This is a genomic window from Marinovum sp. PR37, assembly GCF_028807375.1.
In the GTDB taxonomy this organism is placed as follows: domain Bacteria; phylum Pseudomonadota; class Alphaproteobacteria; order Rhodobacterales; family Rhodobacteraceae; genus Marinovum; species Marinovum algicola.
Genome location: NZ_JARAML010000026.1, coordinates 1 through 25,112 on the forward strand (window position 1 = coordinate 1; position 25,112 = coordinate 25,112).

Below are 25,112 nucleotides of genomic sequence, written 5' to 3' on the forward strand. Positions count from 1 at the left end.
GCCTCACTTTCGACCTGGGCTTCGGCCTCACTTTCGACCTGGGTTTCGGTTTCGACCTGCGCTTCGGCTTCGGCCTCCGCTTCGGTTTCGATCTGTTGTTCGACCTCCGGCGCGTCCTCTGCCTGCGCGTCTTCCAGCGCCTCGCGGAGCTCTTCGGTCTGCTCGCCGGCCTCTTCGCTGGCCGTTTCTGCCGCGTCCGCCGCCTCCTCGACGACGTCCTGGGCCTCTTCAACAGCCGCTTCGGCCGCGCCCTCGACCTCTGCGGCGGTCTCCTCGGCGGTCACTTCGGCGGCGCCCTCGGCCGTGACTTCCGCCGTCTCGGCCGGCGGTTCTTCGCTCTCTGCGGCCTCGTCGACCGGCAGCCCAAGCTCCGTCTTGATCGCGACGCGAAGCTCTTCGAGCTCCATCGCCCGCGCGGCATCGCGGTCAAGGCCGATCAGCACGCCAAGCTGTTCGAGAATGTCGCGGCCCATCTCGTCGATCTGCTCGGCCGAGGGCATTTCGCCGGCTGCAAAGGCTGACACGTCGCCGCTTTGTGCCGGGGCGACCGTGGGAACGGCCAGCGCGAGAGACAGCACAATGGCCGTGCTTTTCATCAATGTCGATCTGGTCATCTTGATACCTCTTCTCAACTCGCTGGTCCAACGCCGCAGCGGCCCGACTGTTCCAGCCGGCGGGATCGATCGGCACAAATTCGCGTGACGCCGGGTTTTGACCCAGATCAAAGGCGGCGGCGACCCGTCCTGCTAGGCTGGGGCCGTCGTTGCACAGCAAAGGGGAACGCCATGCAGTCACCACAGAAGATCAAGCGCCATGCGATCCTGATGGATCGGGTGGCCGAGGCGCGGGGGCTCGATATGGAAGAGCAGGTCTTGCGCGGACGGATCAGCAGCGAAGCGGTGGCCGATGCGGTGCTGAGCTGTACCAATTGCACCCGGCCGGACGACTGCGCCAGATGGCTCGACCGGCAAGCAGCCCCGGTGGCCGCGAGCCCCGGCTATTGTCGCAATGCCCGGATGTTCGACGATTTGTCAAAGGGTTGACCGGCGCTATCGGGCCCGGTGCCCGGCGCGGCGGCCGGAGGCCTGCGCGGAATCCGCTGACAGGGCACGCTCTACATGCTATGAAGAGAGCCGAGCCATTGAGAAAGCACAGGAATGCTGGCGCCAGACCGGTGGCCAGTCTGGCGACCCGATGTCGGCCGTGATCGCTTGCACGTGGTCGACGGACAGGCTGTGCGCCGCGTGACAGGATCGCGCCGCGCCGCCATAGGGTTGCTCCGGGAGCGCCATACCGTGCGTGCCCCGGGGGCGTGGCGGCCGTTCGAGGGGAACGGGCGCCACTTCCGCTCCTACCCCGGTTTCGCCAATCTGCCGGCTCCTGACGTCTGTGCCGGAACCGGTTGCCTGCCGGCGCCTCAGCCCGCCTCGGAGGGCGTCATCCGCTGATACATCCAGCCGTCGATGTCGCGCACGGTGATCACTTCGAACTGGATGATCACGAAAAGAAGCAGCCAGATCGCCGCCGAGATCGCCGTGGTGAGCTTGGCCTTGCGCGCCAGGTTGTGCACCTGCGGCGCGCCGGCGTGGGTGCCTTCGACCACGTCGCCAAGGTCGCCCTGGGTCTGGATGCGGAAGGGAATCACCACCAGAAAGGTGAGGAACCAGATGACCGCGAAAAGCACGATGGCAGAGGTTATGCCCATGTTCTTGTCCTAGCTACGTTTGTGGCGCGGCGCGCCTAGACCTGTTCCAGCTCGACCAGGCAGCCGTTGAAATCCTTGGGGTGCAGGAACAGCACCGGTTTGCCATGGGCGCCGATCTTGGGCTCGCCCGAGCCCAGCACCCGGGCGCCGGTGGATTTCAGGTGATCGCGGGCGGCCAGGATATCGTCGACCTCGTAGCAGACATGGTGGATGCCGCCAGCCGGGTTCTTGTCGAGAAAGCCCTGGATGGGCGAATCCGCGCCCAGCGGATAGAGCAATTCGATCTTGGTGTTGGGCAGCTCGATAAAGATCACCGTGACGCCGTGATCGGGCTCGTCCTGCGGCGCGCCGACTGTGGCGCCAAGGGCGTCGCGATATTGCGCTGCTGCGGCTTCGAGGTCGGGAACGGCAATGGCAACGTGGTTGAGACGTCCGATCATGTGGGGCTCCTGGTGTCCGGTTTCGCCGGCTTTATCGCGCGGCAGGGCAGGCGGCGCAATTGGACAGGAGCGCGCATTAAGCAGTTGGTAACTTAACTTGGCGACAGTGGCAGTGAAAGCGTGGAGGGCTTGCGATGGACGATCTGGAAGACCTTGAACCGACACCGGCACCGGCGCCATCGGCGGATCGGCCGCTGCTCGGGCTGACCATTCTTGTGGTCGAGGACAGCCGATTTGCCTGCGAGGCGATGCGCCTGTTGTGCCTGCGCTCCGGCGCCCGTATTCGCCGCGCCGATTGCCTGCGGTCGGCGCGGCGGCACCTGCGGGTCTATCGGCCATCGGTGGTGGTTGTCGATCTCGGCCTGCCCGACGGCTCGGGCGCCGATCTGATCCGCGAACTGGCTGCGGCCAGCCCGCGCATTCCCGTTATCCTCGGCACCAGCGGCGATGATTTTTCCGAGGAACTGGCGGTCGCCGCCGGCGCCGACGGTTTTCTGCGCAAGCCGATCACCTCTCTGGTCCGGTTTCAGGAGCACATCCTGTCGCTCCTGCCGCCGGAGCGTCAGCCGCTCGGCCCGCGCCCGCTCAACGAGGTCGAGGTGATCCCGGACCGGATCGCCTTTCAGGACGACATGGCGCATATCGCCGGAATCCTCTGTGATGCCACCGACGAACGGTCAATTGATTACGTCGGGCAATTCCTCAGCGGCGTGGCGCGGATCGCCCATGACCAGGCGCTGCGCGATGCCGCCGACCGGCTGATCGCGCTGCGCCGAAAAGGCCAGCCCACAGGTTCGCAGGCGGCGCATATCGCCGGGCTGGTGCAGGACCGGCTGACCCAGCGCGCCGCCATGTAGTTTACGCCGGGGAGGCGGCCCGGTGCTCGGGTCTAGAGCGTCGGGTCGCTGCCGGTGCGAACCAGCCGGGTGAGATCGCTCAGGCGTTCGATCTGGGTGCCGTCGCGGGCGAAGTTCTTGGGCGAGAGCCAGGCGGCAAAGGCCTCTTGCAGGGCCGGCCATTCCTTGTCGATACAGGCAAACCAGGCTGTATCGTGGTTGCGCCCCTTGACCACCATCGCCTGGCGGAACACGCCCTCGTAGCTGAAGCCGAGCCGCTGTGCCGCCCGCCGCGACGGGCGGTTGAGCGCGTTGCATTTCCATTCATAGCGGCGATAGCCGGCCTCGAAGGCCCATTTCATCATCAGATACATCGCCTCGGTGGCGGCGCGGCTGCCGGCGAGGCTGGGGGCAAAGTGGATATTGCCCACTTCGATCGAGCCGGCCTCGGGCGCGATCCGCAGGAAACTGGCGACGCCGCCGAAGGTGCCGGTTGCCAGATCCTTGACGGCATAGAACAGGTGATCCGGCCGGGCCACCGTCTCGCGCACCCAGCGGTGAAACTGAGCCGAGGAATGGAACGGGCCATAAGGCATGTAGGCCCAGCGGTCGTCATGGCCTTCGAAGGCGCGAAAGAGCAGCGCGGCGTGTTGCTCGGCCGCCAGCGGTTCAAGCCGCGTGAAACGGCCTTCGAGCGGCGCGCCCTGCGGGAGCGGGGGCGGGGTCCAGTCTGGCACGGCCTCGCCCAGCGGGGGAAAATCGTTCATATCTCAGGCCCTTGCACGGATTTCGGCAAGGATAGGCACTGGGTCGGAAAAGGGAAGCCGGAAGATGGCGCCGCGGGGAACCCCGGGCGCCCCTGTTGCGTTGGACCAGCGACCAGACGGGAGAGCCAGCATGAGCGACATCTATTCCAGCCTCAAATCCGATCATGACCGCCACCGCAGCCTGCTCGACACGATCGAGAACACCGAAGGCGCGTCGGAGGCGCGCAAGTCGGCCTGGCAGGAATTTTATCGCGACGTCAAGGCGCATGGCGCCGCCGAAGAGGAGACCTTCTACTCCAAGCTGATCGCCAAGACCTGGGGCCAGGACAGCGCCCGCCATTCGGTGCACGAACACCAGCAGATCGACGACCTGCTCGAAGAGCTGCGCGAGATGGACATGAGCCAGGGGGCCTGGTTGCAGAAATTCAAGACGCTGCGCCACGACTACGAACACCACATCGACGAAGAGGAAGACGAGGTCTTTTCCCGCGCCAGAGAGGTGATCCCCGAAGAAGAGATCGAGGGCTATGGCAAACGGTTCCGCGACCGCAAGGCGCAGGAGCTGGAGATCATTGGCAAGAAACGCGAAGATTCGCTCGAGGATTGAGCCATGTCCGACAAGCCGCGCCTCGTGGGGGTCAATCACATCGTTCTGGAAGTGGGCGATATCGAACATGCCATGGCCTTCTGGCACAACATCTTCGAATTTGACGTGCGCGGGGCGGGCGACGGTTTTGTCTTTCTCGACCTCGGCGATCAGTTCATCGGATTGGTCGAGGGCAAGAGCCAGCCCGCCGACGCCCACCGCCATTTCGGCCTTGTCGTCGATGACCGCAGCCGGGTGATGGCGCTGGCCGCCAAGGCCGGCGCGCAGATCATGGACAGCGATTTCATGGATTTCCGCGACCCATGGGGCAACCGTATCCAGGTGGTCGAATACCGCGATTTGCAGTTCTCGAAGACCCCAGAGGTGCTGCGCGGCATGGGCCTCGATCTGGACAAGACCGAGGCGGCGCAAGAGGAATTGCGCAAGAAGGGAATTGGCTGACGGCGGGGCCGGGCCAAAGCCCGGCGCCCCCTCTCGAACCCTGTGCTCAGTCCTGCGGAATGACCCGGAGGCCCAGCTCCATCAGCTGATCCGACATCGGCTCTGACGGCGCCTGCATCATCAGGTCTTCGGCGCGCTGGTTCATCGGGAACATGATGACCTCGCGGATGTTTTCCTGCTCGGCCAGCAGCATGACGATACGGTCGATGCCGGCGGCACAGCCGCCGTGCGGCGGCGCGCCGTATTGAAAGGCGTTGACCAGCCCGCCAAAGCGTTTCTTGACCTCGTCGGCACCATAGCCGGCGATCTCGAAGGCCTTGAACATGATCTCGGGCTTGTGGTTCCGGATCGCGCCCGACACCAGCTCATAGCCGTTGCAGGCCAGGTCGTATTGATAGCCCTTGACCTCGAGCGGATCGCCCTCGAGCGCCGCCATTCCGCCTTGCGGCATGGAAAACGGGTTGTGCTCGAAGTCGATCTTGCCGGTTTCCTCGTCGCGTTCGTAGATCGGGAAGTCGACGATCCACGCAAAGGCGAAACGGTCCTTGTCGGTCAGCCCCAGCTCGTCGCCGATGACGGTGCGGGCACGGCCGGCAACCGCCTCGAAGGCCTTGGGCTTGCCACCGAGGAAGAAGGCGGCATCGCCGACCTCAAGCCCCAGTTGCTGGCGGATCGCCTCGGTGCGCTCGGGCCCGATGTTCTTGGCCAGCGGGCCGGCGGCTTCCATGCCCTCGCCCTGATCGCGCCAGAAGATATAGCCCATGCCGGGCAGCCCTTGTTCCTGGGCGAACTTGTTCATCCGATCGCAGAACTTGCGCGAGCCGCCCCCCGGCGCCGGGATGGCGCGGATCTCGGTGCCGTCCTGCTCCAGCAGCTTGGCAAAGATGGCAAAGCCCGAGCCTTTGAAATGCTCGGAAACCACCTGCATCTTGATCGGGTTGCGCAGGTCGGGCTTGTCGGTGCCATACCACAGCGCCGCGTCCTTGTAAGAGATCTGCGGCCAGTCCTGATCCACTTTGCGGCCGCCGCCGAAGTCTTCGAAAATGCCCGTCAGCACCGGCTGGATTGTGTCAAAGACGTCCTGCTGCTCGACAAAGCTCATCTCCATGTCGAGCTGATAGAAATCGGTGGGCGAGCGGTCGGCGCGCGGGTCTTCGTCGCGGAAACAGGGTGCGATCTGGAAATACTTGTCGAAGCCCGACACCATGATCAGCTGTTTGAACTGCTGCGGCGCCTGCGGCAGCGCATAAAACTTGCCGGGATGCAGACGCGAGGGCACCAGGAAATCGCGCGCGCCCTCGGGCGAGGAGGCGGTGATGATCGGGGTCTGGTATTCGCGGAAATCGGCGTCCCACATGCGGCGGCGCATGGCGGCCACCACGTCGGACCGCAGCTTCATGTTGCGCTGCATGACCTCGCGGCGCAGGTCGAGGTAGCGATAGCGCAGGCGGGTTTCCTCGGGATATTCCTGATCGCCGAAGACGATCAGCGGCAGCTCGTCGGCGGCGCCCAGCACCTCCATGTCGCGGATATAGACCTCGATCTCGCCGGTGGGCAGCTTGGGGTTCACCAGGCTCTCGTCGCGGGCCTTCACCGTGCCGTCGATGCGGATGCACCATTCCGAGCGCAGTTTCTCGACCTCGGCGAAGACCGGGCTGTCGCTGTCGCAGAGCACCTGGGTGATGCCATAGGTATCGCGCAGGTCGATGAAGAGCACCCCGCCATGATCGCGCACGCGATGGACCCAGCCCGACAGGCGGACGGTCTCGCCGACGTTGGATTTGTTCAGTTCGGCGCAGGTATGGCTGCGGTAGGGGTGCATCTGGCGGCTCCGGGGGTCATTCGAGGTTCGGGCCGATACACCTTGCCTGTGGCTGAAAGTCAAGCCGCGAGGCCGTGGGGTAGGGGGGAAGGTGCGCTTCGCGCGGGCGGTGTCGGGTTTTCACTGCTCCGTGGCGGGGCCGGTGGGTCTTCACCCCGACGCGCGCGGCGTGCCAACAAGGCCGGGACGCTCCGGCGCGGGGGGCCGGGGCGGCAGATGCGGCCGCCCCGGCCAAGGTCGTTTTCACATGTCGATCAACGGGGCGATCTCGATGGTGCCGCTGCCGCCTTCGAGGATCGGGCAGCCCTTGCCCATCTCGGCCGCCGCTTCGACGCTCTCGGCCTCGACGATGGTGTAGCCGGACAGCGGATTGGCGCCGCCGCCGTCGCTCAGCCCGTCGACCGTCAGGGTCGAGGACATGCCCACCGGGTTGCCGCCATCGACCAGCTTGTCGCCCATGGATTCCATCCAGGCGCCCCAGGCCGCCATGACCCTTTTGCCTTCTTCTTCCGTCTCCGGCATTCCGCCGCCGTGATAGGCAAAGATGTATTTCGGCATAATGACCTCCTTTTACTGGTCGGGTTGAATTCCGTCGGGAAACTGCCGCGCGAGCCGGGCCAGCACTGCCGTCCAGCCGCCTTCGTGCGACGTGGCGGTCTCGCTGTCGGGCAGGCCGCTGTGGTGCAGGGTGAACAGCGTGACATCGCCGGCCGGGGCGAGGGTAAAGGTGACATGGCTTTCGTGGCCACGGGTTCCTTCGGCATCCTGCCAGGCCCATGTAAAGGCCACGTGACGCGGCGGCGCGACCTCGGTCACCATGCCGCTGACGTCAAAACGATTGCCCTCGGCGCTGCGCATATGGGCGTGCCAGGGGCCGGTGCGGGTAAAGTCGAGGCTGTGGCTTTCCATCGTCCAGCCATCGTGACCGAACCAGAGCACCATGTTCTCTGGCCGGGTGACCACATCCCACACCCGGTCCTGCGGGGCGTTGAACCGGCGCTCCAGCGTCAGGTCCGTTCTTTCTGCGACATCCGTCATTTCCTGTCGGTCTCCTTGTTGAGCACATGTTCCAGCCGGTCGAGGCTGGCCTGCCAGAAACGCCGGGCCTCGTCGGCCCAGTTGGCCACGGCCAGGAGCCCCTCGGGCCGTATCGAATAGAGCCGCTGCTGCGCCTGCGCGCGGCGATTGACCAGCCCGGCCTCGCGCAGCACGCCCAGGTGCTGCGACACCGCCGGCGCCGAAATGCCAAAGCCCTCGCCCAGCCGCCCCGCCGGCAGCTCGCCCTCGGCCAGCAGCCGCTCGACCATGGCAAAGCGGACCGGATCGGAGAGGGCGGAAAAGGTCTGCGGCAGGGCGGCCATAATTATCCTGTGTCGGTTCCGTGAGTCGTTGCAAAGGATTATTAGGCGGCCCCTTATTTAAGTAAAGCCTAAAATAAGGGGCGGATCGGGGCGATTTCCCGGCAGATCGACCGGCATTCGGCCTTGAACCCGGCACTCGCATGTCTATAACCCACGACAATTTGCGCCCTGCGCCCATTCCCCCGCGCTGAACCCCGAGGACCGATATGCCCAAAAGAACCGATATCCAGTCGATCATGATCATTGGCGCGGGGCCGATTGTCATCGGACAGGCCTGCGAGTTCGATTACTCCGGTGCCCAGGCCTGCAAGGCCCTGCGCGAAGAGGGCTACCGGGTGATCCTGGTGAACTCCAACCCGGCGACGATCATGACCGATCCGGGCCTGGCCGATGCCACCTATATCGAGCCGATCACCCCCGAGGTCGTGGCGAAGATCATCGAGAAGGAGCGCCCCGACGCGCTCTTGCCCACCATGGGCGGGCAGACCGGTCTCAACACCTCGCTGGCGCTGGAAGAGATGGGCGTGCTCGAGAAATTCGGCGTCGAGATGATCGGGGCCAAGCGCGACGCCATCGAAATGGCCGAAGACCGCAAGCTGTTCCGCGAGGCGATGGACCGGATCGGCCTGGAAAACCCCAAGGCGACGATCATCACCGCGCCGAAACGCGCCAATGGCAGCGCCGATCTCGATGCCGGCGTGCAGATGGCGCTGGATGAGCTGGAGGAGATCGGCCTGCCGGCGATCATCCGCCCGGCCTTTACCCTCGGCGGCACCGGCGGCGGCGTGGCCTATAACCGCGAGGATTACATCCACTATTGCCGCACCGGCATGGATGCCTCGCCGGTCAACCAGATCCTGGTGGATGAGTCGCTCTTGGGCTGGAAGGAATTCGAGATGGAGGTCGTCCGCGACAAGGCGGACAATGCGATCATCGTCTGCGCCATCGAGAACGTTGATCCGATGGGCGTGCATACCGGCGATTCGATCACCGTCGCCCCGGCGCTGACCCTGACCGATAAGGAATACCAGATCATGCGCAACGGCTCGATCGCCGTGCTGCGCGAAATCGGGGTCGAGACCGGCGGATCGAACGTGCAATGGGCGGTGAACCCCGAAGACGGCCGCATGGTGGTGATTGAAATGAACCCGCGCGTGTCACGCTCTTCGGCGCTGGCGTCGAAGGCGACCGGTTTCCCGATTGCCAAGATCGCCGCCAAGCTGGCGGTCGGTTACACGCTGGATGAGCTGGACAATGACATCACCAAGGTCACGCCCGCCAGCTTCGAGCCGACCATCGACTATGTGGTCACCAAGATCCCGAAGTTCGCCTTCGAGAAATTCCCCGGCTCCGAGCCCTATCTCACCACCGCGATGAAATCTGTGGGCGAGGCGATGGCCATCGGCCGCACCATCCACGAGTCGCTGCAAAAGGCGCTGGCCTCGATGGAATCGGGCCTCACCGGTTTCGACGAGGTCAAGATCGAGGGCGCGCCGGAGAAAAGCGCCGTGATCAAGGCGATCAGCCAGCAGACCCCGGATCGGATGCGCACGATCGCCCAGGCGATGCGCCACGGGCTGTCGGACGAGGAAATCCACGCCACCACGATGTTCGACCCCTGGTTCCTGGCCCGCATCCGCGAGATCGTCGAGGCCGAGGAGCAGGTGAAGGCCGAGGGGCTGCCGGGCGACGAGGCCGGGCTGCGCCATCTCAAGATGATGGGCTTCACCGATGCGCGGCTGGCGAAACTCACCGGCTTTTCCGAGAAGGACGTGCGCAACCGGCGGATCGCCAAGAACGTGGTCGCCGCCTTCAAGCGGATCGACACCTGCGCCGCCGAGTTCGAGGCGCAGACCCCCTATATGTATTCCACCTACGAGGCCCCGATGATGGGCGAAGTGGAATGCGAGGCGCGGCCCTCGGACAAGAAGAAGGTCGTCATCCTCGGCGGCGGCCCGAACCGGATCGGCCAGGGGATCGAGTTCGACTATTGCTGCTGTCACGCCTGTTTCGCGCTGACCGACGCGGGCTACGAGACCATCATGGTCAACTGCAACCCCGAGACCGTCTCGACCGACTATGACACCTCGGACCGGCTGTATTTCGAGCCGCTGACCTTCGAGCATGTGATGGAGATCCTGCGTGTGGAGCAGGACAACGGCACGCTGCACGGCGTCATCGTGCAGTTCGGCGGCCAGACCCCGCTGAAGTTGGCCAATGCGCTCGAGGCCGAGGGCATCCCGATCCTCGGCACCACGCCCGACGCCATCGACCTGGCCGAAGACCGCGAGCGGTTCCAGGCGCTGGTCAACGAGTTGGGGCTGAAGCAGCCGAAAAACGGCATCGCCTCGACCGATGCCCAGGCGCTGGCGATTGCCGAGGACATCGGCTTTCCGCTGGTGATCCGTCCGTCTTACGTGCTGGGCGGCCGCGCGATGGAGATCGTCCGCGACATGGGCCACCTCGAACGCTACATTAACGAGGCGGTCGTGGTGTCCGGCGACAGCCCGGTGCTGCTGGATTCGTATCTGTCGGGCGCGGTGGAGCTGGACGTCGACGCGCTCTGCGATGGCGCGCAGGTCCATGTGGCGGGCATCATGCAGCACATCGAAGAGGCCGGCGTGCACTCGGGCGACAGTGCCTGTTCGCTGCCGCCCTATTCGCTGGGCAAGGACGTGCTGGACGAGATCAAGGCGCAGACCGAGGCACTGGCCAAAGCGTTGAACGTGGTCGGGTTGATGAACATCCAGTTCGCGGTCAAGGGGGATGATATCTACCTGATCGAGGTCAACCCGCGTGCCTCGCGCACCGTGCCCTTCGTCGCCAAGGCCACCGACAGCGCGATTGCCTCCATCGCCGCGCGGGTGATGGCGGGCGAGAAATTGTCGGCCTTCCCGATGCGCCCGGCCTATCCCGAGAACGCCGATTACGACACCGTGCTGCCGCTGGCCGATCCGATGACCCTGGCCGACCCGAATATGCCCTGGTTCTCGGTCAAGGAAGCGGTGCTGCCCTTTGCCCGTTTCCCCGGTGTCGACACGATTCTCGGGCCGGAAATGCGCTCGACCGGCGAAGTCATGGGCTGGGATCGCAGCTTTGCCCGCGCCTTTCTCAAGGCGCAGATGGGTGCCGGCATGGTTCTGCCGGAGGGCGGCAAGGTCTTCTTCTCGATCAAGGACGCTGACAAGACGCCGGCGCTGGTGGATGCCGCGCAGATCCTCGACGGGCTGGGCTTTTCCATCGTGGCCACCGCGGGCACGGCGAAATTCCTGGCCGAGCAGGGGATCAAGGCGGAGCTGGTCAAGAAGGTCTATGAGGGGCGGCCGAACGTCGTCGACATGTTGAAGAACGGCGAGATTTCCCTGGTGATGAACAACACGGAAGGTGCGGCGGCGGTGGAGGATTCCCGCGAAATCCGCTCGGTCGCGCTTTATGACAAGATCCCCTATTTCACCACCGCCGCCGCGGCCCATGCCGCAGCCCGTGCGATGCAGGCCCGGTCGGAAGGCGAATTGGTGGTGAAGGCGTTGCAGGGGTAATACGGGCCGCCCCGCCGTGCGCGGGGCGAGCCGTGCCGGCCTAGTTCAGAACCGCCAGTCGAACTGGCGGATCAGGGTCACGCTGGCCTTGTACTGGTCTTCGGATTCGGTGACCGGGCTGTCCTGGAAATCGTTCATCAGCCGGTCATAGCCCAGCGTCCCCTCGATCGACCAGATATCGGTCAGCTCACGGCGGGCGCTGATTTCGGCACCGACGGATTTCAGCCCGCCCTCGGCGGAATAGGTGGCGAGGTTGGGGGCGGAATTGGGCACCGAGAAATAGGTGTCGGCATATTCCTCATTGGCAAAGCTCATCCGCGGGCCGACGCGGATCGTGGTGCGGGCATCGGGGCGCAAAATGGCGTCGGCGGCCAGATCGGCGACAACGCCCTCATGGCCGTTGAACCCCTTGCGCACCGCCGCCGAAACCTCGGCGTTGTCCCAGCTGTATTTCGCCTTCAGGCCAACTTCCAGCGTCCAGTCGACATCATCCATGCCCCGGAACCTGGCATAGTCCGAAGCCTCGCGTTCGCCGATGTAGCCGAAGGACGGCGCGATGGTGAAGCCGGTGGTGTCGCCACCACCCAGGGACAGCGACCCGAGGCTCAGCGAATGCAGGCTGCCTTGAAAGGCGGGGCGAGAGCTGTATTCCTCGGAGCCTTCGTATTCCGGCGCATAGGCCAGGCCGCCGCCGAGTTCAAAGGCGATCTGGTTGCTCTGGGCCAGGGCGGCGGCAGGCAGGACAACAACGGCAAGCGCGGCAAGGCAGGGGGTGGAACGGCGGGGCATAAAGACCTCCTATGCAGACATTTCATGGCCCGTGAGTCCGGGCCTGACCAAGCAGTGTAGCGTGGCGGCGGCCGAGGGCCAGCCCGGCCACGCCGGTTTCAGGCGAAATAACCCCACCACAGCAGGAATACGCCGAGGATGACCCGGTAGATCACATAAGGCGTGAAGCTGACCGAGCGCAGCAGCCGCATCATCAGCGCCAGCGCGAGCAGTGCCGCGGCAAAGGCAAAGACCGCGCCGATGCCGGCCAGCCGCAGCATTTGCCAATCTGCCTCGCCCACCACTTCGGCGCCAAGCAGCGCGCCCGAGGCGAGGATCGTCGGGATCGACATCAGCATCGACAGCCGCGCCGCATCGGGCCGCGCATAGCCCAGCGCCCGCGCGCCGGTGATCACGATGCCCGAGCGCGAGGTACCGGGGATCAGCGCCACCGCCTGCCAGAACCCGAGGATCCAGGCGTGACGGGTGGACCAGTCGCCCGCCCCGAGGTCCGAGGTGCCTTTCTGGTCGGCCCACCAGAGCACCAGGCCGAAGATCAGCATCGTCCAGCCGATCACCGTGACGCTGCGCATCGCGTCGTCGAGGCCTGTGAGCTTGAGCAGAAGGCCGATCAGGATCACCGGCACCGTGGCCACCAGCAGCAAAAAGGCCAGCCGTGCGCCCGCCGTGTCGGTCTTGCCGCGCGCCAGCCGGGGCAGACCGGCCAGAGCGCCCCGCACGTCGGACCAGAAATACAGGATCACCGCGCCAAGCGTGCCGACATGGACGGCGACGTCGATCGCCTGCCCCTGGTCGGCCATGCCGGTGAGATTCGGCAAGAGGATCAGGTGGCCAGAGCTGGAGACAGGCAGGAATTCCGTGATACCCTGGATCGCGGCCACAAGCAGAAGGTGAAATAGCGACATCCGGCACGGCCCTCTGGAAAATATGCCGTCTCTATAAACCCATAGGAAAACATAGGGAAACCGGAATATAGGTCCGATTCGGACCTGAAATTTCTGCTATGCGGCGAATTATCCTGCCGCAAAGCTCGTTTTACTGGATAAAAGGTCAGCACTTCTGACTTTTCATGGGCGAAGCCCTGTTGTAAAAGCACGCCAACAGCCAAACAACCCGGAGCTCCAGCGATATGGCCAAGCAGCCCATGTTGAAATTCGTGCAAATCGAGCGCGATATGCCGGTCAAACGCGATGCGAATGTGCGCAACAGCGATTTCGACGAGATCTATGCCGAGTTCGCCCGTGCCAAGGCCGAAGAGCAGTCCAGCCGGTGCAGCCAATGCGGCGTGCCCTACTGCCAGAGCCATTGCCCGCTGCACAACAACATCCCCGACTGGCTTCACCTGACCGCGACCGGCCGCCTGCAAGAGGCCTATGAGGTCAGCCAGGCCACCAATACCTTCCCCGAGATCTGCGGCCGCATCTGCCCGCAGGACCGGCTCTGCGAAGGCAACTGCGTGATCGAGCAGTCGGGTCACGGCACCGTGACCATCGGTTCGGTCGAGAAATACATCACCGACACCGCCTGGAAAAACGGCTGGGTGCTGCCCGCCAATCCGGCGCAGGAACGCGCGGAAAGCGTCGGCATCATCGGCGCCGGCCCCGGTGGCCTCGCGGCCGCCGACATGCTGCGCCGCGCCGGGGTGCAGGTGACCGTCTATGACCGCTACGACCGCGCCGGCGGGCTGCTGACCTACGGCATTCCCGGCTTCAAGCTGGAAAAGGACGTGGTCGAGCGCCGCAACAAGCAGCTCGAAGCCGGCGGCGTGACCTTCAAACTGAATTGCAACGTCGGCGAGGACATCACCTTCGAAGAGATCCGCGCCGACCATGACGCGGTGATCATCGCCACCGGCGTCTACAAGTCGCGCGATCTGAAAGGCCCCGGCAGCGGCGCCAACGGGATCGTCAAGGCGATCGATTATCTCACCGCCTCGAACCGCGCGGCCAATTTCGGCGACAGCGTGCCCGAGTTCGAAAGCGGCGAGCTCAATGCCAAAGGCAAGAAGGTTGTCGTGATCGGCGGCGGCGACACCGCGATGGACTGTGTCCGGACCGCCGTGCGCCAGGGCGCCGAGAGCGTGAAGTGCCTGTATCGTCGCGACCGCACCAACATGCCCGGCTCGCAGCGCGAGGTGGCAAATGCCGAGGAAGAGGGCGTGCAGTTCGAATGGCTGACCGCGCCGCAGGGCTTTGCCGGCGATGACGTGACCGGTGTGATGGTGCAGCGCATGCGCCTGGGCCACCCCGACGCCACCGGCCGCCAGGCGCCCGAGGTGATCGAGGGATCCGATTATGTCGAGGACGCCGATCTGGTGATCAAGGCGCTGGGCTTCGAGCCCGAGGACCTGCCCACACTCTGGGGCGCGCCCGAGCTGTCGGTCACCCGCTGGGGCACCGTCAAGGCCGAGTTCGAGACCGGGGCCACCGATCTCGAGGGCGTCTATGCCGTTGGCGACATCGTGCGCGGCGCCTCGCTGGTGGTCTGGGCGATCCGTGACGGGCGCGATTGTGCCACGGCGATCCTCAAGCGGTTCGACGCCAAGCAGACGTCGGCCATCGCCGCCGAGTAATTTTCGCGGCCCCCGCCCGGCGCGGGGCTGCTCAGAGATATCAATGAGACCGGGGCGCCGCGGCGCCGTCCGGTCGCCAGAGGGAGACCCTCCAATGACCAAATATGATGCCGAATGGGTGCGCGCCGAGGAAGCCAAGCGCAAGTGGATGGAAGAAAACGGCCTGTTCCGCGAGGAGCATGAGCATTCCTCCTGCGGCGTGGGCCTCGTGGTGGCGCAGGACGGCAAGCCCTCGCGCAAGGTGGTGGAAAACGGCATCAACGCGCTCAAGGCGATCTGGCACCGAGGTGCCGTCGACGCCGATGGCATGACCGGCGACGGTGCCGGCATCCATGTGCAGATCCCGGTCAGGTTCTTCTACGACCAGGTTCGCCGCACCGGTCACGAACCGCGCGAGGATCAGCTTCTGGCGGTCGGTCAGGTGTTCCTGCCGCGCACCGATTTCGGAGGCCAGGAAATCTGCCGGACCATCGTCGAGACCGAAGTCCTGCGCATGGGCTATTACATCTACGGCTGGCGGCATGTGCCGGTCGACATCTCGGTGCTGGGCGAAAAGGCCAATGCCACCCGGCCCGAGATCGAGCAGATCCTGATTTCCAATTCCAAGGGCGTGGATGAGGAACAATTCGAACGCGAACTCTATGTCATTCGCCGCCGCATCGAAAAGGCCGCCGCCGCAGCCGGCGTGCAGCAGCTCTACCTCGCCTCGCTGTCCTGCCGGTCGATCATCTACAAGGGCATGATGCTGGCCGAGCAGGTCGCGGAATTCTATCCCGATCTCAAGGACGAGCGTTTTGCCTCGGCCTTCGCGATTTATCACCAGCGGTATTCCACCAACACCTTCCCGCAGTGGTGGCTGGCCCAGCCGTTCCGCATGCTCGCCCACAACGGCGAGATCAACACGCTGAAAGGCAACCTTAACTGGATGCGCAGCCACGAAATCCGCATGGCCTCGGCGACCTTTGGCGACTTTGCCGACGACATCAAGCCGATCGTGGCGCAGGGGTCGTCGGATTCGGCGGCGCTGGATTCGGTGTTCGAGGTGCTGGTGCGCGCGGGCCGCTCGGCGCCGATGGCCAAGACCATGCTGGTGCCGGAATCCTGGTCGAAACAGGCGGTGGAACTGCCGCAGGCCTGGCGCGACATGTATTCCTACTGCAACTCCGTGATGGAGCCCTGGGACGGTCCCGCCGCCCTGGCGATGACCGATGGCCGCTGGGTCTGCGCCGGCCTCGACCGCAACGGCCTGCGGCCGATGCGCTACGTTGTCACCGGCGAGGGCCTGGTGATTGCCGGCTCCGAGGCCGGCATGGTGCCGGTGGACGAGGCGACCGTGGTGGAAAAGGGCGCGCTCGGTCCGGGCCAGCTTCTTGCCGTCGACATGAAGGATGGCAAGCTCTACCACGATACCGAGATCAAGGATAAATTGGCCAATGCCCGGCCTTTCGGCGAATGGGTCGGCAAGATCAGCGAGCTGGACGACGCCCTGTCGCAGGTCACCGAAAAGGCGCTGCACCAGGGCGACGACCTGCGCAAACGCCAGATCGCCGCTGGCTACAGCATCGAGGAACTCGAGCAGGTGCTGGCGCCAATGGCCGAGGATGGCAAGGAAATGATCGCCTCGATGGGCGACGATACACCGTCGGCGGTCCTGTCGACCAAGTATCGCCCGCTGAGCCATTATTTCCGCCAGAACTTCAGCCAGGTCACCAACCCGCCGATCGACAGCCTGCGCGAATACCGGGTGATGAGCCTCAAGACGCGCTTCGGCAACCTCAAGAACGTGCTGGATGAATCCTCGGCCCAGACCGAGATTCTCGTCGTCGACAGCCCGTTTGTTGGCAATGCGCAGTTCGAAGAGCTGAAGCGGCATTTCAACGCCGACATGGTGACCATCGATTGTACCTTCCCGGTGGACGGCGGCGATGGCGCCCTGCGCCGCGGGTTGGAACGTATCCGGGCTGAGGCCGAGGATGCGGTGCGCTCCGGCGCCGGTCACCTGGTGCTGACCGACGCGGGGCTTGGCGCCGAAAAGGTCGGCATGCCGATGATCCTGGCCACCAGCGCGGTGCACAGCCACCTGACGCGCAAGGGCCTGCGCACCTTCTGCTCGCTCAACGTGCAATCGGCGGAATGTATCGACCCGCATTACTTTGCCGTGCTGATCGGGTCCGGCGCGACCATCGTCAACGCCTATCTGGCCGAAGACAGCCTGGCCGACCGCATCGACCGCGGGCTGCTTGATGGCACGTTGACCGAGAATGTGGCGCGCTATCGCAATGCCGTGGATCAGGGCCTGCTCAAGATCATGTCCAAGATGGGCATTTCGGTGCTCTCGTCCTATCGGGGCGGTCTCAACTTCGAGGCCGTCGGGCTGAGCCGTGCGATGTGTGCCGAATATTTCCCCGGCATGCTCAGCCGCATCTCCGGCATCGGTGTGTCGGGCGTGCAAAAGAAGCTCGAGAACGTCCATGCGCTGGCCTACAAGCAGGGCCGTGACGTGCTGCCGATCGGCGGCTTCTACAAGGCGCGGAAAACCGGCGAGAGCCACGCCTGGGGTGCGCAGACCATGCACATGATGCAGATGGCCTGTAACACCGCCTCTTACGCACTGTGGAAGAAATACAGCCATGCGATGCAGGCCAACCCGCCGATTCACCTGCGCGACCTGTTGGCGATCAAGCCGCTGGGCGAAGCAATCGCGGTGGAAGAGGTGGAAAGCGTCACCGCGATCCGCAAGCGTTTCGTCACGCCCGGCATGTCGCTCGGTGCGCTCAGCCCCGAGGCGCACAAGACGCTGAACGTGGCGATGAACCGCATCGGCGCGCGTTCTGACAGTGGCGAGGGCGGCGAGGATCCGGCGCATTTCGTGCCCGAGCCCAATGGCGACAACCCCTCGGCCAAGATCAAGCAGGTGGCCTCGGGCCGCTTCGGCGTGACCGCCGAATACCTGAACCAGTGCGAAGAACTGGAGATCAAGGTGGCCCAGGGCGCCAAGCCCGGCGAGGGTGGCCAGCTGCCCGGCATGAAGGTCACCGATCTGATCGCCCGCCTGCGGCATTCGACCAAGGGCGTGACGCTGATCTCGCCGCCGCCGCACCATGACATCTATTCGATCGAGGACCTGGCGCAGCTGATCTACGATCTCAAGCAGATCAACCCGCGCTGCAAGGTGACGGTGAAACTGGTGGCCTCCTCCGGTGTCGGCACCATCGCCGCCGGTGTGGCCAAGGCCAAGGCCGACGTGATCCTGATTTCGGGCCACAATGGCGGCACGGGGGCGTCGCCCGCGACCTCGATCAAATACGCCGGTCTGCCCTGGGAGATGGGCCTGACCGAGGCGCATCAGGTTCTCGCGATGAACAACCTGCGGTCGCGCATCACGCTGCGCACCGACGGCGGGCTGCGCACCGGGCGCGATATCGTCATGGCGGCGATGATGGGGGCCGAGGAATACGGCATCGGCACCGCCGCGCTGATCGCCATGGGCTGCATCATGGTGCGTCAGTGCCAGTCGAACACCTGCCCGGTGGGCGTCTGCACCCAGGACGAGAGCCTGCGCGCCAAGTTCACCGGCAATGCCGACAAGGTGGTCAACCTGATCACCTTCTACGCCCAGGAAGTGCGCGAAGTGCTGGCCTCGATCGGCGCGCGTTCGCTCGATGACGTGCTGGGGCGGGCCGATCTGCTGACCCAGGTCAGCCGCGGCTCCGATCACCTCGACGATCTCGATCTGAACCCGCTGTTGATCACCGTCGATGGCGCGCATGACATCACCTACGACCGCAACAAGCCGCGCAACGCGGTGCCGGACACGCTGGATGCGGAGATTGTGCGGGATGCTCAGCGCTTCCTCGAGGATGGCGAGAAGATGCAGCTGCAATATGCGGTGCAGAACACCCACCGCACCGTGGGTACCCGCACCTCGAGCCACATCGTCAAGAACTTCGGCATGCGCAACGTGCTTCAGCCCGATCACCTGACGGTCAAGCTGCAAGGCTCGGCCGGCCAGTCGCTGGGCGCCTTCGCCGCGCCGGGGCTGAAGCTCGAGGTGTCGGGCGACGCCAACGATTATGTCGGCAAGGGCCTTTCCGGCGGCACCATTGTTGTGCGCCCGCCGATGGCCAGCCCGCTGACCGCGCGCGACAACACGATCATCGGCAACACCGTGCTTTATGGTGCGACCGACGGCTATCTCTTTGCCGCCGGCCGCGCGGGCGAGCGTTTCGCGGTGCGCAACTCGGGCGCCAAGGTGGTGATCGAGGGCTGCGGTTCGAACGGTTGTGAATACATGACCGGCGGCGTGGCGGTGATCCTCGGCAGCATCGGCGCCAACTTTGGCGCCGGGATGACCGGCGGCATGGCCTATATCTACGATCCCGCAGGCGCGGCGACCAAGCTGATCAACATGGAGACGCTGACCGTCAATCCGGTGGCCGTGGAGCATTGGGAAAGCCAGCTGCGCGAGCTGATCGAACGCCATCTGGAGGAAACCGGCAGCCGCGCCGCGGCCGATATCCTCCAGCACTGGGAGGCGGAGAAAGGCAACTTCCTCCAGGTCTGCCCGCTGGAGATGCTCGACAAGCTGCCGCATCCGCTGACCGTGGAAGAGGCGGCGGTGCCGGCCGAATAGGCTCCGGCATCGACAACGAGGATCAGGGCGCGCCGGGGGAAACCGCGGCGCGCCTTTTCCGTCGCCGTGGCCGCGCTGGGGCGGCGTCGGCGCCGGGCAGTTGGCCGGTGCCGCCCGGATTGCGCGCCGTCAGCGCAACATGGCGCGGAACTCGGCGTTCCTCCGGAGGGTCATGTCTTTCATGCAGGCGTAATAGATCGCCTGGTCGAGGCTGCCACCATGCCCAAGCTCCTGCTCGCATGTTGAATCGCGCCGTTTGAGCCATTGGCGCTGCTGGGCCAGCAGCGCCGGCCCGGTGCCGCGCGCATCGGCCCGGGGCTTCAGTCGCTTCCACAGCTTGTTCAGCTCGGCGTCGGCGTGTTGCCATCGCGCGTGTTCGCATTCGGTGGCGTCCGCGGAGGTCGTGCCGGCGCAGGCGGCCTGAGCCGATCCCAGGTCAGGCAGGAGAAAGAGAAGCGCGGCCGAATAGATGAGCAAAATACGCATGGTCAGAATCCTTCTGCTAAAGTCTGGATGCTATCAAATCAGAGCGGCGCGGGACACAGTTGCGTCCGGGAACCGAAGGCGCGCAGGTTGCCGCAAATCTCCACCGCAAAAGGCAAACGGCAGGATGGCGACCGCGATTGTTGGCCTAGGATTGGTCAGGATCAGAGGCTAATGTGCGGCCATGGCAGGCAAGGCAAAACTGAAGAAAAAGGCAGCGGCACACCGCACGCCGTTCCGGCCGCATCGCTGGGTTCGGCGCTGGGTGCTGCGGACGATTTCGGTGGCGTTTCTGCTGGCGGTCTTTGCGGTGATCCTGTTTTCCGTCTTCAATCCGCCGCAGACGCTCTACATGCGGCAGGAGCGCGCGCGTCTGGGCGAGATCGATCATGTCTGGGTGCGGATGGAGCACATCGCCCCGGTGATGGCGCGATCCGCCGTGGCGGCCGAGGATGCAAATTACTGCCAGCATTGGGGGTTCGACGTCGAAGCGATCAAGGCGGCGATGGCCGATGGCGGCAGTCGCGGCGCCTCGACGATCAGCCAGCAGGTGGTGAAGAATGTCTATCTCTGGCACGGGCGAGACTGGTCGCGGAAATTGCTCGAAGCGGCGATCACGCCGCTGGTCGAGGCCGTCTGGTCGAAACGGCGCATTCTCGAGGTCTACCTCAACGTGGCGGAGTTCGATGAAGGTGTCTTTGGTGTCGAGGCCGCGGCGCGGCATTACTTCGGCGTCGGCCCCGGCGAGCTGACCCCGGACCAGGCGGCGCGGCTGGCGGCGGTGCTGCCCAACCCCAAGGAACGCTCGGCCAGCCAGCCCTCGGCCAGCCTCCGCAGGCGCTCGGGCTCGATCCTCGACGGCGCCGCGACCATCGAGCGGGACGGGCGGGCCGACTGTTTCCAGTAACGTCTCAGCTTTCGGCCTTGCGGTGGCGCAGGCGTGACATGGCGCGATGAAGAGTGTTCGAGATTGCGCGTGTTTCGATCCGGCAGGCGCGGGTCTGCCAGTTGACGAGCGACAACGATGATCTCGAATGCCCGGGCCGTTCGCGGATGAAGAGCTTTGAGCGGATCAGCCCTTGAACGGCGCCATTCCGGCGCGGGCCAGTTCGTCGGCGCGTTCGTTTTCGGGATGGCCGGCGTGGCCCTTGACCCATTCCCAGGTTACTTCGTGGCGGGATTGCGCCGCGTCCAGTCGCTGCCAGAGCTCGACATTCTTGACCGGTTTCTTGGCGGAGGTCTTCCAGCCGTTGCGCTTCCAGCCGTGGATCCAGCCGGTGACGCCGTTTTTGACATAGGCGCTGTCAGTGACCACGGTGATCTTTGACGCGCGCTCCAGCGCCTCGAGCGCGTGGATCGCTGCCAGAAGCTCCATCCGGTTGTTGGTGGTCCTGGCTTCACCGCCCTTGAGTTCGCGCTCCTTGACGACCCGGTCGCCTTCCTTGGCCTGCATCAGCGCACCCCAGCCACCGGGGCCGGGATTGCCGGAACAGGCGCCGTCGGTATAGGCGAAAAGCTCGGTCATCTGGGGCTCCTTGGCTGCGGTCTGCTGCCAGATGGCAAAGCCGGCGGCAGGTTGCAAGGGCGGATGCGCGGATGCAGGCGAAGCTGTGGTCGCCGCCACGCCGGGGTCGCCGCCCGGGCCTGCCCGCCAGCTCCGAAGGACGGCCGCCAAGCCCCCTATCAGGCCGGCTGACGCAGCACCCGGGGCACCTTGAACTCGACGTTTTCGCGGGCGGTTTCGATCTGTTCCACGGTCACGTCATAGCGCGCACGGAAGGCGTCGATCACCTCGTTGACCAGAACCTCGGGTGCCGAGGCCCCGGCGGTGACGCCAAGGCTGCGGATGCCCTCGAGTGCCCGCCAGTCGATGTCGGTGGCGCGCTGGACCAGTTGCGAATAGGCGCAGCCGGCGCGGCGGCCGACCTCGACCAGGCGGCGGGAATTCGAGGAATTGGGCGCGCCCACCACCAGCATCGCATCACAGCGCGCGGCCATCGCCTTGACCGATTCCTGCCGGTTGGTGGTGGCGTAGCAGATGTCTTCCTTGTGCGGGCCGACAATCGCCGGAAACCGCGCCTGAAGCGCGGCGACGATTTCAGCAGTGTCATCCACCGACAGGGTGGTCTGGGTGACGAAGGCGATGCGCTCGGGGTCGCGCACCGCGACCCGAGCCACGTCTTCCACCGTTTCCACCAGAAGCACCTCGCCTTCGGGCAGCTGGCCCATGGTGCCCACCGTCTCGGGGTGGCCGGCGTGGCCGATCATGATCATCTGAAGGCCGTTCTCGGCATGGCGCTGGGCCTCGATATGGACCTTGGACACCAGCGGACAGGTGGCATCGACAAAGACCATCTCGCGGGCTTCGGCGGCTTGTGGCACCGACTTCGGCACACCATGGGCCGAGAAGATCACCGGCCGATCGTCGGGACATTCCTCAAGCTCTTCGACAAACACCGCACCCTTGGCCTTGAGATCGTCGACGACGAATTTGTTGTGCACGATCTCATGGCGGACATAGACCGGCGCGCCCCATTTCTCGAGCGCCATTTCGACGATCTTGATCGCCCGGTCGACGCCTGCACAAAAGCCGCGCGGCGCGGCGAGATAAAGCGTAAGCTGGGGCTGGTCGGTCATGGCGGTCTCCGGGGCTGTTGTCGCCGAGGTAATGCTTCTGGGCGCTTGCGTCCAGTGGGCGGGGCGTTCACGCGCCAGTGATTTGACCTTCCGGCGCTGGAAGCCCCGAGCCGGAAGGCACCCAAATGGAGAGACAAGCATGTTGAGACAGGGCATCATTCTCGCGGCAATGGCGCTGGCCGGACCTTTGGCCGCCGCAAGTGACAGACCGGAGGATGCGGCGGGTGAGTTCCCCTATTGGGATGAAGCCGAGGTGGCGCGCGGCGCGACGCTTTATGCCGAGACCTGCGCCGCCTGTCACGGTGCGGCGCTGGAAGGGGCCGAGGATTGGCGCGGGCGCAACGAGGATGGCAGCTTTCGCGCGCCACCGCATGACGAGACCGGCCACACCTGGCATCACGCCGATGCGCAGCTTTTCGCGATCACCAAATTCGGCACCGAAGAGGTGACCGGCGGCGCCGTGGTGTCCGACATGCAGGGCTTTGGCGAGGTGCTGACCGACGATGAGATCCGTGCCGTGCTGGCCTTTATCAAGGCGCAATGGCCAGAGCGCGTCATCGCCCGGCACAACGAGCTGAACCGCCGGTTCGAGGCGCAGCAGCAATAACCGCAACGCCTTCCATCCGGACAGGCCCGCGCATTTGCTGCGCGCCAGGAGTATCGAAACCCTTGGCGTTCAGAGTTGCGCGGTGCCCCAGGCCAGCACGGCATAGCGACCGGTCTTGGCCACGGTGACCAGGGCCAGGAACAGCAAGAAGCGCGTGCGAAGCACACCGGCGATGACGGTGACGCCATCGCCGAAGGGCGCCCAGCTCAGCAGCAGCGTCCAGTAGCCCCATTTGGCATACCACCGTTCCGCCCGCGCCATTGCGGGGCGGGACACCGGAAACCAGCGGCGGTCCTCATATTGCGCAGCGAACCGGCCCATCGCATAATTCACGCAAGAGCCAAGAGTATTGCCCAAGCTCGCCCAGAAGAGCAGCAGGCCCAAAGGGGCCGAGCCGCGCAACTGCATGCCGACAAACACCACTTCCGACTGGAACGGCAAGAGCGTCGCGGCACCAAAGGCTGCCGCGAACAGCGTGAACAGTGACACGATTTCGCTCAAGCCGGTTCGCCCGGATCAGCCTGCGGCAGCCGAGGCCGTCCGGTCTTCCTGGTGTTCGCGAGGCGGTCGTCCAATGACTTCGCGGAGCCCGTCGAGCTCGATGAAATTGTCGGCCTGACGTCTGAGTTCATCGGCGATCATCGGTGGCTGGCTGCGAATGGTCGACACCACAGAGACCCGCACGCCCTGACGCTGGAGGCTTTCCACCAGCGGCCGGAAATCCCCATCTCCGGAAAACAGAACGATATGATCCACGCGCGGCGCAAGCTCCATGGCATCGACCGTGAGTTCGATATCCATATTGCCCTTGACCTTGCGGCGGCCCTGGCTGTCGGTGTATTCCTTGGCTGGCTTGGTCACCATGGTGAAGCCGTTGTAGTGCAGCCAATCGACAAGTGGGCGGATCGGTGAGTACTCTTCGTTCTCGAGCAGCGCCGTGTAGTAGAACGCGCGCAAAAGCTTGCCGCGTCGCACGAACTCCTGCCGGAGAAGCTTGTAGTCGATGTCAAATCCCAGCGCCTTGGCAGCCGCATAGAGATTGGAGCCATCGATGAACAGCGCAAGCCGTTCGTCCTTGTAAAACATTAATTGCCCTTCCAATAAGACGGCTCAGGTCCGCTCCGTGAGTGAAAATTTGCGGGTGAGCCTCATAATAGGGTAGTGGAAAAGTCCCGCCCCGCAAGGCATACTTCAAGGAAAAACAGCTATCAAGCACAACCATAGCGGGAAAGTTGCGTTGATTGCGTTGGGTGCGAACCTGCCGCTGCCCCAAAAAACGCCAATAGAGACTGTTCAGGCCGCGATTTTTCGCTTGCAGGAGCGGGGTCTTGCGATTCGTTTGGCCTCACGCTTTTTTGAAACGCCCTGCTTTCCGCCCGGCGCCGGCCCCGATTATATCAACGCCGCGCTGGTCGCGGATTGGCCGGGGACGCCCGAGGCGCTGCTGGCGCTTTTGCATGAGGTCGAGGCCGCGTTTTCCCGCACCCGGGAGGTGCGCTGGGGCATGCGCACGCTCGATCTTGACCTGATTGCGCTGGGGGATGCGGTGCTGCCGGACCGCGAAACCTGGGCCGCCTGGCGCGGTCTGCCGCTCGCGGATCAGATGCGTAGGGCGCCGGATCAGCTTATTCTGCCGCATCCGCGGCTCGAGGATCGGGGGTTTGTACTAATGCCCTTGATGGACGTCGCGCCGGACTGGGTGCATCCGGTCACCGGGGTGAGCGTGGCCCGGATGTGCGCGGCGTTGGCGCCGGAGGCCAGGGCAGAAGTCAAGGCCTTGTGATCGCCGCCGGGCAGGGGAATGCGCCAAAAAACCTCCTTGTCAAGCGTTTTGATCCGCTTTATGACCTGACCTTTCTGACAGAACTCGCCA

General features: G+C 64.7%; 24 protein-coding genes and 1 pseudogene. 10 read left to right on the forward strand and 15 right to left on the reverse strand.

Annotated features, from left to right (window positions below):
• Positions 1 to 614, reverse strand: a pseudogene (locus PVW49_RS18580) (hypothetical protein); the annotation flags it as partial.
• A gap of 171 nt (positions 615 to 785) precedes the next feature.
• Here PVW49_RS18580 and PVW49_RS18585 point away from each other — a divergent pair.
• Positions 786 to 1,043, forward strand: coding sequence for a DUF6455 family protein (locus PVW49_RS18585; protein ID WP_274591270.1), 258 nt, complete (start codon positions 786 to 788; stop codon positions 1,041 to 1,043).
• Between the two features lie 374 nt (positions 1,044 to 1,417).
• Here PVW49_RS18585 and PVW49_RS18590 read toward each other — a convergent pair whose 3' ends face one another.
• Together PVW49_RS18590 and mce are read right to left on the reverse strand one after the other, a co-directional pair.
• Complete coding sequence (locus PVW49_RS18590; RefSeq protein ID WP_048533256.1) at positions 1,418 to 1,705, reverse strand: DUF1467 family protein; 288 nt, start codon at positions 1,703 to 1,705, stop codon at positions 1,418 to 1,420.
• A gap of 35 nt (positions 1,706 to 1,740) precedes the next feature.
• Positions 1,741 to 2,145, reverse strand: coding sequence for a methylmalonyl-CoA epimerase (gene mce, locus PVW49_RS18595; protein ID WP_074835977.1), 405 nt, complete (start codon positions 2,143 to 2,145; stop codon positions 1,741 to 1,743).
• Positions 2,146 to 2,279: 134 nt separating this feature from the next.
• On the opposite strand from mce, the gene PVW49_RS18600 reads away from it, so the two are divergent.
• Complete coding sequence (locus PVW49_RS18600) at positions 2,280 to 3,002, forward strand: response regulator (protein WP_048533253.1); 723 nt, start codon at positions 2,280 to 2,282, stop codon at positions 3,000 to 3,002.
• A 32-nt stretch (positions 3,003 to 3,034) separates the two neighbouring features.
• Here the strand turns inward: PVW49_RS18600 and PVW49_RS18605 are convergent, their stop codons facing one another.
• Complete coding sequence (locus tag PVW49_RS18605; protein WP_274591271.1) at positions 3,035 to 3,748, reverse strand: GNAT family N-acetyltransferase; 714 nt, start codon at positions 3,746 to 3,748, stop codon at positions 3,035 to 3,037.
• 130 nt (positions 3,749 to 3,878) lie between these two features.
• Between PVW49_RS18605 and PVW49_RS18610 the strand changes: the two genes are divergently transcribed.
• Both PVW49_RS18610 and PVW49_RS18615 read left to right on the forward strand, forming a co-directional pair.
• Positions 3,879 to 4,355 (forward strand): hemerythrin domain-containing protein, encoded by a 477-nt coding sequence (locus PVW49_RS18610; RefSeq protein WP_074835972.1) that lies wholly within the window; start codon positions 3,879 to 3,881, stop codon positions 4,353 to 4,355.
• 3 nt (positions 4,356 to 4,358) lie between these two features.
• A complete protein-coding gene (locus PVW49_RS18615) occupies positions 4,359 to 4,796 on the forward strand; it encodes a VOC family protein (protein WP_074835971.1) in 438 nt (145 codons plus the stop codon).
• A gap of 46 nt (positions 4,797 to 4,842) precedes the next feature.
• Here the strand turns inward: PVW49_RS18615 and aspS are convergent, their stop codons facing one another.
• The 4 genes from aspS to PVW49_RS18635 all read right to left on the reverse strand — a co-directional run bounded on the left by aspS (position 4,843) and on the right by PVW49_RS18635 (position 7,979).
• Positions 4,843 to 6,618, reverse strand: a complete 1,776-nt coding sequence (gene aspS, locus PVW49_RS18620) for an aspartate--tRNA ligase (protein ID WP_274591272.1) — start codon at positions 6,616 to 6,618, stop codon at positions 4,843 to 4,845.
• 243 nt (positions 6,619 to 6,861) lie between these two features.
• Positions 6,862 to 7,176: a hypothetical protein gene (locus PVW49_RS18625; protein WP_274565323.1), complete on the reverse strand. Its 315-nt coding sequence runs from the start codon at positions 7,174 to 7,176 to the stop codon at positions 6,862 to 6,864.
• A 12-nt stretch (positions 7,177 to 7,188) separates the two neighbouring features.
• A complete protein-coding gene (locus PVW49_RS18630; protein ID WP_074835968.1) occupies positions 7,189 to 7,656 on the reverse strand; it encodes an SRPBCC family protein in 468 nt (155 codons plus the stop codon).
• On the reverse strand, positions 7,653 to 7,979 hold the full coding sequence (locus PVW49_RS18635; protein WP_074835966.1) for an ArsR/SmtB family transcription factor: 327 nt from the start codon (positions 7,977 to 7,979) through the stop codon (positions 7,653 to 7,655). The genes PVW49_RS18630 and PVW49_RS18635 overlap by 4 nt, the downstream gene beginning before the upstream one ends.
• A 206-nt stretch (positions 7,980 to 8,185) precedes the next feature.
• Here PVW49_RS18635 and carB point away from each other — a divergent pair, with 206 nt between their 5' ends.
• Positions 8,186 to 11,518, forward strand: coding sequence for a carbamoyl-phosphate synthase large subunit (gene carB / locus PVW49_RS18640; protein WP_274591273.1), 3,333 nt, complete (start codon positions 8,186 to 8,188; stop codon positions 11,516 to 11,518).
• A 45-nt stretch (positions 11,519 to 11,563) separates the two neighbouring features.
• Here the strand turns inward: carB and PVW49_RS18645 are convergent, their stop codons facing one another.
• Together PVW49_RS18645 and PVW49_RS18650 are read right to left on the reverse strand one after the other, a co-directional pair.
• The gene (locus tag PVW49_RS18645; RefSeq protein ID WP_074835963.1) at positions 11,564 to 12,307 is read right to left on the reverse strand and encodes a MipA/OmpV family protein; all 744 of its coding nucleotides are present in this window, start codon (positions 12,305 to 12,307) and stop codon (positions 11,564 to 11,566) included.
• Positions 12,308 to 12,405: 98 nt separating this feature from the next.
• Positions 12,406 to 13,212, reverse strand: coding sequence for an undecaprenyl-diphosphate phosphatase (locus tag PVW49_RS18650; RefSeq protein WP_274591274.1), 807 nt, complete (start codon positions 13,210 to 13,212; stop codon positions 12,406 to 12,408).
• Positions 13,213 to 13,436: 224 nt separating this feature from the next.
• On the opposite strand from PVW49_RS18650, the gene PVW49_RS18655 reads away from it, so the two are divergent.
• Together PVW49_RS18655 and gltB are read left to right on the forward strand one after the other, a co-directional pair.
• Positions 13,437 to 14,879, forward strand: coding sequence for an NAD(P)-dependent oxidoreductase (locus PVW49_RS18655; protein WP_274591275.1), 1,443 nt, complete (start codon positions 13,437 to 13,439; stop codon positions 14,877 to 14,879).
• A 94-nt stretch (positions 14,880 to 14,973) separates the two neighbouring features.
• Positions 14,974 to 19,512, forward strand: coding sequence for a glutamate synthase large subunit (gene gltB / locus PVW49_RS18660; RefSeq protein WP_074835958.1), 4,539 nt, complete (start codon positions 14,974 to 14,976; stop codon positions 19,510 to 19,512).
• Positions 19,513 to 19,641: 129 nt separating this feature from the next.
• On the opposite strand, the gene PVW49_RS18665 is transcribed toward gltB, so the two are convergent.
• Positions 19,642 to 19,998 (reverse strand): lysozyme inhibitor LprI family protein, encoded by a 357-nt coding sequence (locus PVW49_RS18665; protein ID WP_048533239.1) that lies wholly within the window; start codon positions 19,996 to 19,998, stop codon positions 19,642 to 19,644.
• A 181-nt stretch (positions 19,999 to 20,179) separates the two neighbouring features.
• Here PVW49_RS18665 and mtgA point away from each other — a divergent pair, with 181 nt between their 5' ends.
• The gene (gene mtgA / locus PVW49_RS18670) at positions 20,180 to 20,902 is read left to right on the forward strand and encodes a monofunctional biosynthetic peptidoglycan transglycosylase (protein ID WP_274591276.1); all 723 of its coding nucleotides are present in this window, start codon (positions 20,180 to 20,182) and stop codon (positions 20,900 to 20,902) included.
• Between the two features lie 165 nt (positions 20,903 to 21,067).
• Here mtgA and rnhA read toward each other — a convergent pair whose 3' ends face one another.
• Complete coding sequence (gene rnhA / locus PVW49_RS18675; RefSeq protein WP_074835953.1) at positions 21,068 to 21,520, reverse strand: ribonuclease HI; 453 nt, start codon at positions 21,518 to 21,520, stop codon at positions 21,068 to 21,070.
• A 158-nt stretch (positions 21,521 to 21,678) separates the two neighbouring features.
• The gene (gene ispH / locus PVW49_RS18680) at positions 21,679 to 22,632 is read right to left on the reverse strand and encodes a 4-hydroxy-3-methylbut-2-enyl diphosphate reductase (protein ID WP_274565327.1); all 954 of its coding nucleotides are present in this window, start codon (positions 22,630 to 22,632) and stop codon (positions 21,679 to 21,681) included.
• A gap of 139 nt (positions 22,633 to 22,771) precedes the next feature.
• Here ispH and PVW49_RS18685 point away from each other — a divergent pair, with 139 nt between their 5' ends.
• Positions 22,772 to 23,239: a c-type cytochrome gene (locus PVW49_RS18685; RefSeq protein ID WP_053083378.1), complete on the forward strand. Its 468-nt coding sequence runs from the start codon at positions 22,772 to 22,774 to the stop codon at positions 23,237 to 23,239.
• A 69-nt stretch (positions 23,240 to 23,308) separates the two neighbouring features.
• Here PVW49_RS18685 and PVW49_RS18690 read toward each other — a convergent pair whose 3' ends face one another.
• Positions 23,309 to 23,740: a YqaA family protein gene (locus PVW49_RS18690; protein ID WP_048533234.1), complete on the reverse strand. Its 432-nt coding sequence runs from the start codon at positions 23,738 to 23,740 to the stop codon at positions 23,309 to 23,311.
• Between the two features lie 15 nt (positions 23,741 to 23,755).
• On the reverse strand, positions 23,756 to 24,325 hold the full coding sequence (locus PVW49_RS18695) for a LabA-like NYN domain-containing protein (RefSeq protein WP_048533233.1): 570 nt from the start codon (positions 24,323 to 24,325) through the stop codon (positions 23,756 to 23,758).
• A 160-nt stretch (positions 24,326 to 24,485) separates the two neighbouring features.
• Between PVW49_RS18695 and folK the strand changes: the two genes are divergently transcribed.
• Complete coding sequence (gene folK, locus PVW49_RS18700; RefSeq protein ID WP_244526458.1) at positions 24,486 to 25,022, forward strand: 2-amino-4-hydroxy-6-hydroxymethyldihydropteridine diphosphokinase; 537 nt, start codon at positions 24,486 to 24,488, stop codon at positions 25,020 to 25,022.
• Positions 25,023 to 25,112: the final 90 nt, after the last annotated feature.

What these genes read in the sequence shown, in the direction of transcription:
- PVW49_RS18585 (WP_274591270.1), top strand. Translation starts at nt 786, where the DNA reads ATGCAGTCACCACAGAAGATCAAGCGCCATGCGATCCTGATGGATCGG.
- PVW49_RS18590 (WP_048533256.1), bottom strand. Translation starts at nt 1,705, where the DNA reads ATGGGCATAACCTCTGCCATCGTGCTTTTCGCGGTCATCTGGTTCCTC.
- mce (WP_074835977.1), bottom strand. Translation starts at nt 2,145, where the DNA reads ATGATCGGACGTCTCAACCACGTTGCCATTGCCGTTCCCGACCTCGAA.
- PVW49_RS18600 (WP_048533253.1), top strand. Translation starts at nt 2,280, where the DNA reads ATGGACGATCTGGAAGACCTTGAACCGACACCGGCACCGGCGCCATCG.
- PVW49_RS18605 (WP_274591271.1), bottom strand. Translation starts at nt 3,748, where the DNA reads ATGAACGATTTTCCCCCGCTGGGCGAGGCCGTGCCAGACTGGACCCCG.
- PVW49_RS18610 (WP_074835972.1), top strand. Translation starts at nt 3,879, where the DNA reads ATGAGCGACATCTATTCCAGCCTCAAATCCGATCATGACCGCCACCGC.
- PVW49_RS18615 (WP_074835971.1), top strand. Translation starts at nt 4,359, where the DNA reads ATGTCCGACAAGCCGCGCCTCGTGGGGGTCAATCACATCGTTCTGGAA.
- aspS (WP_274591272.1), bottom strand. Translation starts at nt 6,618, where the DNA reads ATGCACCCCTACCGCAGCCATACCTGCGCCGAACTGAACAAATCCAAC.
- PVW49_RS18625 (WP_274565323.1), bottom strand. Translation starts at nt 7,176, where the DNA reads ATGCCGAAATACATCTTTGCCTATCACGGCGGCGGAATGCCGGAGACG.
- PVW49_RS18630 (WP_074835968.1), bottom strand. Translation starts at nt 7,656, where the DNA reads ATGACGGATGTCGCAGAAAGAACGGACCTGACGCTGGAGCGCCGGTTC.
- PVW49_RS18635 (WP_074835966.1), bottom strand. Translation starts at nt 7,979, where the DNA reads ATGGCCGCCCTGCCGCAGACCTTTTCCGCCCTCTCCGATCCGGTCCGC.
- carB (WP_274591273.1), top strand. Translation starts at nt 8,186, where the DNA reads ATGCCCAAAAGAACCGATATCCAGTCGATCATGATCATTGGCGCGGGG.
- PVW49_RS18645 (WP_074835963.1), bottom strand. Translation starts at nt 12,307, where the DNA reads ATGCCCCGCCGTTCCACCCCCTGCCTTGCCGCGCTTGCCGTTGTTGTC.
- PVW49_RS18650 (WP_274591274.1), bottom strand. Translation starts at nt 13,212, where the DNA reads ATGTCGCTATTTCACCTTCTGCTTGTGGCCGCGATCCAGGGTATCACG.
- PVW49_RS18655 (WP_274591275.1), top strand. Translation starts at nt 13,437, where the DNA reads ATGGCCAAGCAGCCCATGTTGAAATTCGTGCAAATCGAGCGCGATATG.
- gltB (WP_074835958.1), top strand. Translation starts at nt 14,974, where the DNA reads ATGACCAAATATGATGCCGAATGGGTGCGCGCCGAGGAAGCCAAGCGC.
- PVW49_RS18665 (WP_048533239.1), bottom strand. Translation starts at nt 19,998, where the DNA reads ATGCGTATTTTGCTCATCTATTCGGCCGCGCTTCTCTTTCTCCTGCCT.
- mtgA (WP_274591276.1), top strand. Translation starts at nt 20,180, where the DNA reads ATGGCAGGCAAGGCAAAACTGAAGAAAAAGGCAGCGGCACACCGCACG.
- rnhA (WP_074835953.1), bottom strand. Translation starts at nt 21,520, where the DNA reads ATGACCGAGCTTTTCGCCTATACCGACGGCGCCTGTTCCGGCAATCCC.
- ispH (WP_274565327.1), bottom strand. Translation starts at nt 22,632, where the DNA reads ATGACCGACCAGCCCCAGCTTACGCTTTATCTCGCCGCGCCGCGCGGC.
- PVW49_RS18685 (WP_053083378.1), top strand. Translation starts at nt 22,772, where the DNA reads ATGTTGAGACAGGGCATCATTCTCGCGGCAATGGCGCTGGCCGGACCT.
- PVW49_RS18695 (WP_048533233.1), bottom strand. Translation starts at nt 24,325, where the DNA reads ATGTTTTACAAGGACGAACGGCTTGCGCTGTTCATCGATGGCTCCAAT.